This is a genomic window from Rhizobium sullae (genome assembly GCF_900169785.1).
GTDB lineage: Bacteria > Pseudomonadota > Alphaproteobacteria > Rhizobiales > Rhizobiaceae > Rhizobium > Rhizobium sullae.
In genome coordinates, this window is the sequence record NZ_FWER01000195.1 from 1 (window position 1) to 454 (window position 454).

1 protein-coding gene is annotated in these 454 nt (G+C 66.3%); it reads left to right on the forward strand.

Annotated elements, in window-relative coordinates:
- On the forward strand, positions 1–454 hold a 454-nt coding region (locus tag BN1800_RS39735; RefSeq protein ID WP_280174004.1), incomplete at both ends, for a cytochrome c-type biogenesis CcmF C-terminal domain-containing protein.

Sequence of the window (454 nt, forward strand, 5' to 3'; positions counted from 1 at the left end):
GAAGAGGCTCACTGGTCTGCCGCGCTCGGCCTTCGGCACGGCACTGGCGCATGCCGGGCTTGGCGTGACCGTGCTCGGCATCGTCGCGGTGTCGACCTTTGCGACCGAACATGTGCTCGAGATGAAACCCGGCGCGATTGCCGAGGCCGGCGGCTACACATTGCATTTCGACGGTATGCAGCCGGCGACGGGGCCGAACTTCAGCGAGGAGCGCGGGCACTTCAGCGTGCGGCGCGGCGGAGTAGAGGTCGCCGACACCTGGTCGTCGAAGCGGGTCTATACTGCCCGGCAGATGCCGACGACGGAAGCCGGCATCCTGACCTTCGGAGCAAGCCAGCTCTACGTGTCGCTCGGCGATCCGACCGATGACGGCGGCATCGTCGTTCGCATCTGGTGGAAGCCGTTCATTCTTTGCATCTGGGGTGGGGCGCTGATGATGGCGGCGGGCGGCTTC